This is a genomic window from Microvirga tunisiensis (genome assembly GCF_009296175.1).
Taxonomy (GTDB): Bacteria; Pseudomonadota; Alphaproteobacteria; order Rhizobiales; family Beijerinckiaceae; genus Microvirga; species Microvirga tunisiensis.
In genome coordinates this window covers 20,912-27,386 of sequence record NZ_VOSK01000068.1, presented here as the reverse complement: position 1 = coordinate 27,386, position 6,475 = coordinate 20,912, and the positions used below count along the sequence as shown (strand labels likewise).

The 6,475-nt window shown below is 60.0% G+C and carries 6 protein-coding genes; 5 read left to right on the top strand and 1 reads right to left on the bottom strand.

Annotated elements, in window-relative coordinates:
* Positions 1–327: 327 nt before the first annotated feature.
* The 3 genes from FS320_RS17700 (at position 328) to FS320_RS17690 (ending at position 3,406) form a co-directional block, all read left to right on the top strand.
* Complete coding sequence (locus tag FS320_RS17700) at positions 328–573, top strand: hypothetical protein (protein WP_152713147.1); 246 nt, start codon at positions 328–330, stop codon at positions 571–573.
* 199 nt (positions 574–772) lie between these two features.
* Positions 773–1,297: a hypothetical protein gene (locus FS320_RS17695; RefSeq protein ID WP_152713146.1), complete on the top strand. Its 525-nt coding sequence runs from the start codon at positions 773–775 to the stop codon at positions 1,295–1,297.
* 612 nt (positions 1,298–1,909) lie between these two features.
* Positions 1,910–3,406 (top strand): polysaccharide lyase family 7 protein, encoded by a 1,497-nt coding sequence (locus FS320_RS17690; protein ID WP_152713145.1) that lies wholly within the window; start codon positions 1,910–1,912, stop codon positions 3,404–3,406.
* Between the two features lie 97 nt (positions 3,407–3,503).
* Here the strand turns inward: FS320_RS17690 and FS320_RS17685 are convergent, their stop codons facing one another.
* Entirely contained in the window at positions 3,504–4,196 is a 693-nt protein-coding gene (locus tag FS320_RS17685) for a FadR/GntR family transcriptional regulator (RefSeq protein WP_152713144.1), read from the bottom strand.
* Positions 4,197–4,506: 310 nt separating this feature from the next.
* On the opposite strand from FS320_RS17685, the gene FS320_RS17680 reads away from it, so the two are divergent.
* The gene (locus tag FS320_RS17680) at positions 4,507–5,520 is read left to right on the top strand and encodes an aldo/keto reductase (RefSeq protein ID WP_152713143.1); all 1,014 of its coding nucleotides are present in this window, start codon (positions 4,507–4,509) and stop codon (positions 5,518–5,520) included.
* A 5-nt stretch (positions 5,521–5,525) separates the two neighbouring features.
* Positions 5,526–6,368: an amidohydrolase family protein gene (locus tag FS320_RS17675; protein WP_152713142.1), complete on the top strand. Its 843-nt coding sequence runs from the start codon at positions 5,526–5,528 to the stop codon at positions 6,366–6,368.
* Positions 6,369–6,475 lie beyond the last annotated feature (107 nt).

Sequence of the window (6,475 nt, the reverse complement as noted above, 5' to 3'; positions counted from 1 at the left end):
GGCAGCATCGGCGACGTGCAGCAGGGCGCCGGCGAGACCGGAGCGGCGGCCTCTCAGGTGCTGGGCGCAGCCCAGGAGCTGTCGCGCCATTCGCACGATCTCGGGCGCGAGGTCGAAACCTTCCTCCACGGCGTCAAAGCAGCCTGACCCGGTCCACACAGAACTTAACATTCCCGCCCGGCTCACCCGAGCCGGGCGTTTTCTTTGACACTTACAGACGAGAGGCTTCTCCAGACGCAGAGCCTCTCGTGCCACTTGCTTTCAAAAAGCGATGGAAACCCGGGTTGCGAGGCTTATATGGGAGGAACCCCCTACGAGACCCGTTTCATGCCCGAGACAGACGAACAGCCGGAAGATGAACTGGAAGAGCTGAATGGCACGAAGCGCATCAACTTCCGTGACTATCCGAGTTCCGGCCTTGTGGTGATTGCAGCCCTCAGCTCGGGCTTGGGATGGATGCTGTTCAAATGGCTCGGCAAAAAGCGCAAGGCCCAGAACGGCACGCCTGCCGAAGATGGAACGGTCCCGACCTCCCCTCCCGAACCTGGGTCATCAAGCGATCAGAAATCCTGAACCGGAATGCCCGCTTCCATGGAACGTGCTGCAGCGCACCGCCTCCTGAGCCCCATGGGATTACGTTAAGGAAGTTGGCAGGAGGTTTCCATGGCCCACGGTGCTGTTTCCTTCGTTCTCGGCATCATCGCCCCTGTGGCGTTGGTCGGCTGGCTTCTTGTATTACACTGACGGGCCATGTCGTTGCCAAAGGGTCTCTATGACGCTTGCCTACACTGCCGCACTCATCGCCAGCATCGGCAGCCTCACATCGAGTGGGGCTGCGCTCTCGGCCGAACTGATGCAGGGCCGCTGCCGGATGGACTATTGCGCTTGGTTCAGTATCGAGAGCCGCGACATGGTCGGCTCCAACGCGAATGGTGCCCTCTTCATGGTCATCTCCAAGGAATGGACCTCCCATCACCCGAACGGCAGCTATGACAAACGCCGTCCCAAGACAGGCGGTGAAGCATCGACAGGTTACTACTTCTGTTCCAAGACGAAGCCGTCCGCCATCTGGCAGGACGATGCAGGGTCATGGAAGGTGGCCATCCTGAACCTGGCTTCGCCCTCTGGGGCTGAGGAGAATGCCGTCATCGAGTATTTTGCCGTCTGCCATGGTGTGCAGAGCGGGCACGACACCAGCGATACATTCGATGCACTCACGAAGCGGTTCGGCTATGCACCCGTCCAAGCAGCAGATCTGCGGGACGTGGCACGGCCGGAGGACATTTTAAAAGAGTAGCCATCGCGCGCTTTTCGTAACCACCCGTTTACCTTTCAGGCGCAGCCTTCTCATGTGCCTGGCTGGCACGGTCCTCCCTCTGGTCGCTACGGCGGCCTACCTAGAGCGCCAAACAACGGGCGCTCTTTCTTTGGGACGATCCCAGATGACACCTAGCTGATCATCACCTCACGTCTATCAGACCTCCAGGCTACCGTGCCCTTTCGGAAGCGGCCCCTAGGATAGCAGCCATAAGGCTTAAAGTCCTCTCCAATCTCTATAATCTTATGGGGCGGCAGAATACTTACCTGCAAGCTGAATTCTTCCTGCAATGCCACGATGTTGCCTTATTCCATTAGCAGAACACCACAAGCGGATAGCGAGATATAACTCTCAAGTGCCGCAGTATTGTCAGCGTGTAGATTAACGCTTCTTCCTAACTGTGCGTATCCGTGTCACTTTCCGCCAGTATCCTGGCAACCACTCAATAGAACTGCGCAATTCTTATTCAGAAGCCTCGCAAAAGAGGCTCGCTCAATTATGGGGCAGACAACATGGCTTTGAATTCTTCTGTCGCACCGAGCGGCAACTTTGACTTGTCCAATTGGAAGATCACTCTTCCTGTGGATTCGAATGGCCGATGTCAGCGGCACCGCCATGGAAGTGAAAAATCTTTCCGGCTACCAGCATTCCAAGTACTTCTACGCCGCAGCCGACGGCGCCATGACCTTCGTGGCTCCCGTCGAGGGCGCTACCACCAGCGGCTCCTCCTATGCCCGCTCCGAGTTGCGCGAGATGAACGGCACTGCCAACGCCGCCTGGAACCTCCAGACCGGCGGCTTCATGAGCGCTACCCTTGAAGTCGATGCCGCGCCGAATCGCGATGGCACTGGCGGCAAGATCGTCGTCGGGCAGATCCATGGCCAGGACGACGAACTGGTCCGTCTCTACTGGGAGAACGGCAAGCTCTACTTCGCCAATGATCAGGCCGGTTCAAACAACAGCGAGACGAAGTTCTACTTCGTGAACGCTTCGGGCCAGCAGCCTGACGTGTCCCTGGACGAACGCTTCTCCTACACGATCAACGCCAAGGGCGATAACCTCGAGGTGACGGTCTTCGCCGACGGCCAGATCTACAAGTCGGTCAGCAAGATCAACAGCGTGTGGCAGTCGGATACGTTCTACTTCAAGGCCGGTGCTTATCTGGGTGCGAACGAGAGCAATGGTTCGGGCTACGGCCAGACCTCGTTCTATGCCCTGAGCTTCAACCACAACGGCACCGGCACCACGCCGACGGAGCCGACCCCGACACCGAATCCGACACCTGGGGCGGGCGACAAGCCTGTCACCGCGACGGACGACACCTATGCTGCGACGGAGGACACGGTTCTCACAATCTTCGCGGCCCAGGGCGTGCTCGCCAACGACATTGCGGCCGATGGGGGCAAAGCGGCGATTGCCGGCACCTTCGCGACCGCTCAGGGCGGCAGCGTAAAGCTCAACGCCGACGGCTCCTTCGTCTACACGCCGAAAGCCAACTTCTCCGGTGCGGACACCTTCAGCTACACCGCCAAGGACGCGGATGGTGACACCGACACCGGCGCGGTCACCTTCCAGGTCACCGACGTACCTGAGACAACCCCGACCCCGACACCCACTCCGACGCCCTCGCCGCGGCCCACCACCACGAAGACGGTCAATGGCACGAGCAGTGCCGACAGCCTGACGGGCACGTCCGGCAACGACCTGATCGACGGCAAGGGCGGCGATGACAAGATCTGGGCCAAGAACGGCAGCGATGTGCTGATAGGCGGTGCAGGCAAGGACACATTCACCTTCGACACCAAGTCGGGCAGCGCTAATGTGGACGTGATCGTCGACTTCAGTGTCGCCGATGACACGATCCGCCTCAACGACACGGCGTTCACCAAGCTCAAGTACGGCGCGCTCTCCTCGAGCAGCTTCGTCATCGGCACGAAGGCGTTGGATTCCGGTGATCGCATCATCTACAACGACAAGACAGGCGTGCTCTCTTATGATGCGGACGGCACGGGCTCGACGGCAGCGGTGAAGTTCGCCGTCATCGAGAACCTCGCCAAGCTCACGGCGGCCGATTTCCTTGTGATCTAAGCGATTCAGATCGAGCTTTTTGAAGCGGCTCCGGTCCAGACCGGAGCCGCTTTTTCTTTATGGTGTACGTAACGTCCAAAGCGCCGTCGGCCTCGCGTCAATCCCCGAGCCAGCGCTTCTTCGATGCATCGAGATGCATCCGCATCGCAGCCTGCGCCAGAAGCGGATCCGCAACCTCCAGGGCTGCATAGATCGACTCATGCTCCGAAAGAGCGGCGCGCCAACCTTCGCGACTGTCGAATCTGACGCTCAGCTGAGCGGAAATGGGACTATGGCGTTCATCGAACAGGTCGCGCACGATGCGTACGAGCACCGAATTGCCCGACAAGCCCGCAATGGCGAGATGGAATTGGCGGTCCTGCTCGAGCGGGTCGCGTCCATCGGCAATATCGACTCGCATTGCTTGAATCGTTGAGTAAAGGGAAGCAAGCCCTTCCGGTGTCATGCGCGCGCAGGCAAGTGCAGCAACCGTCCCCTCTATAGCCGCCCGCGCTTGCATGAGTTCCGATGGACTCTCCCCCATCGAGCGGATCATATGAGCCGATCGTTCGACCGGTGTGCAGACATAGACGCCCGATCCAGAACGGATTTCGACGCTCCCGTCGATTTCGAGAGCGATGAGCGCCTCCCGAAGCGAGGGGCGCGAAACGCCCAATTGATGCGCGAGATCCCGCTCGGCAGGAAGGCGGGCGCCAGGCACGAACTGCCCTCCTTGGATCAGGCCGCGGATCTGATCGGCGATCTGCTGATAAAGGCGCCTGGTCTCTATTGGCTTGAATGGGACCGACATGAGCGGGAACCTGAAATTGGCCTGACCATAAGCCTCGCTCCGGAACCTGACAATGAGGGTCAGGCTAGCACCACCTGCTTATCCTTTCGACTTGACCAATTATTCCTCCCGGCCATATTCCTATAGCGCTCGGATTGGCCTGACCAATTGGAGCCATTAGAGAGCCCTGCAGAAGATGGGGCCATGTTGCAGAGGGAGGAAGCATGCGAGGCCTGACAGCCCATCTTCGTCATTGCACCGGCACGCCGACAGGGCCTGAAAGGGCTCAGCGGTTGGCTGTTTCCTGTCGCGTGCCGACCGAGGGTCTGTCATGAAGATTTCCGATCGCCGCGCCCTTCCTCGCAGAGATCTGTCCCTCACCGCACTTGGTCTTGGGAGTGCGCCGATGGGTGGGCTCTATAGCCCCACCAGCTATGCCGAGGCTCAGGCCACGACGGAAGCCGCCTGGGACCAGGGAATTCGTTATTTCGACACCGCTCCCTATTACGGCTACACGCGGTCCGAGCGCCGCCTCGGTGCTTTGCTGTGCGACCGCAAGCGGGACAGCTACGTCATCAGCACGAAGGCCGGCCGCCTGATGGTGCCCGATGAGAGCGTCAGCGAAGAAGAGAATGGCTGGGTCCGCCCTCTCCCGTTCCGCCCCACCTACGACTACACCTATGACGCCATCCTGAAATCCTTCGAGGACAGCCAGCAGCGTCTCGGCATCACCAAGATCGACATTCTCTACATTCACGATATCGGCCGTTATACCCATGGCGACCGGCATGAGCATTACTGGCGCCAACTCACCGCGGACGGCGGGTTCCGGGCGCTCCTGGATTTGCGTCGCAGTGGACGCGTCACGGCCATCGGCCTCGGGGTCAACGAGGCGGAGGTCGTTCACGATGCCATGCAGGAGGCGGATCTCGATGTCGTGATGCTTGCGGGCCGCTACACGCTGCTGGAGCAGATGAGCCTTCCATTGCTGGAGAAATGCGTCCGCGCAGGAACTGGTATCGTCGTCGCCGGTCCTTTCAATTCCGGCATCCTCGTCGGAAACAACAAGTTCGACTACCAGGATGCGCCACCCGATGTCGTGCAGCGCGTCCAGTCCCTGAAAGCCGTGTGCGACGATTTCGATGTCCCACTTCCTGCGGCGGCCCTTCAATTTCCCATGGCTCATCCGGCGGTTGTCTCTTGTGTGGTCGGAGCCCGCAACGCCCGGCAGCTTCAGACCAATGTGGCTTGGTTCGAAAGCGACATCCCGGTCGAACTCTGGACAGCGCTCCGGAAGCTCGGATTGGTGGACGAAGCCGCCCCCCTCCCCGGCAAAAGCGAATGAGCCCCATGCGGATCGATGCTCACCAGCATTTCTGGCTGATGCGCAACCGAAAGGGCCAGTGGCCGCCGCCGGACCTGGCAGACATCCATCGCGATTTCATGCCACGCGATCTGGAGCCGACCTTAAGGTCCTGCGGCATCGGCGGCACGGTCCTGGTGCAATCTCTTCCGACGCTGGACGACACCGATTTCATGTTGGATCTGGCGGACCAACACTCTTTCATCCTTGGCGTCGTGGGCTGGGTCGATCTCAAGTCGTCCGATGCTTCCGCCCATATCGCCCGCCTCGCGGCGCATCCGAAACTGAAGAGCCTGCGGCCGATGCTGCAGGATATTCCGGATCCCAACTGGATCGATGATCCGCATCTCGATCCTGCCATCGCAGCCATGAAAGAGGCGGATCTGCGTTTCGACGCCCTGGTGATGCCGCAGCACCTGAGGGCGCTGACGACCTTTGCCAAGCGCCACCCTGACCTTTCCATCGTGATCGATCATGCAGCAAAGCCTCGCATCGCAACAGGCGAGATCCGCCAGTGGCGCGAATCCATGGCCGGCTTGGCTACCCTCCCCAATGTTCATTGCAAGCTGTCGGGCCTTCTCACGGAGGCCGGAGAGCGGCGCGATGCGGGATCGATCATGCCCTATGCCGGCACTCTCCTGGAGTTGTTTGGCCCGGAGCGCCTCATCTGGGGCAGCGACTGGCCCGTTCTCAGGCTTGCCGGCGACTATGGGGATTGGCTCGCCATGTGTCAGACGCTCGTACCAGTCAGCCATCACGGCAGGGTCTTCGGGGCGAATGCGAGCCGTTTCTACAAGCTCGATGTTCCCCATCATGAGCAGGAGGCATGACACTGAGCATGAACGACAACGTTTCACCCTCACCTGCGGCGTTCAGGGGAAGAATGCCAGTCCTCGTTGAAACGCTGCAAGTATCGGAACGACCTGAGGTGAGATCG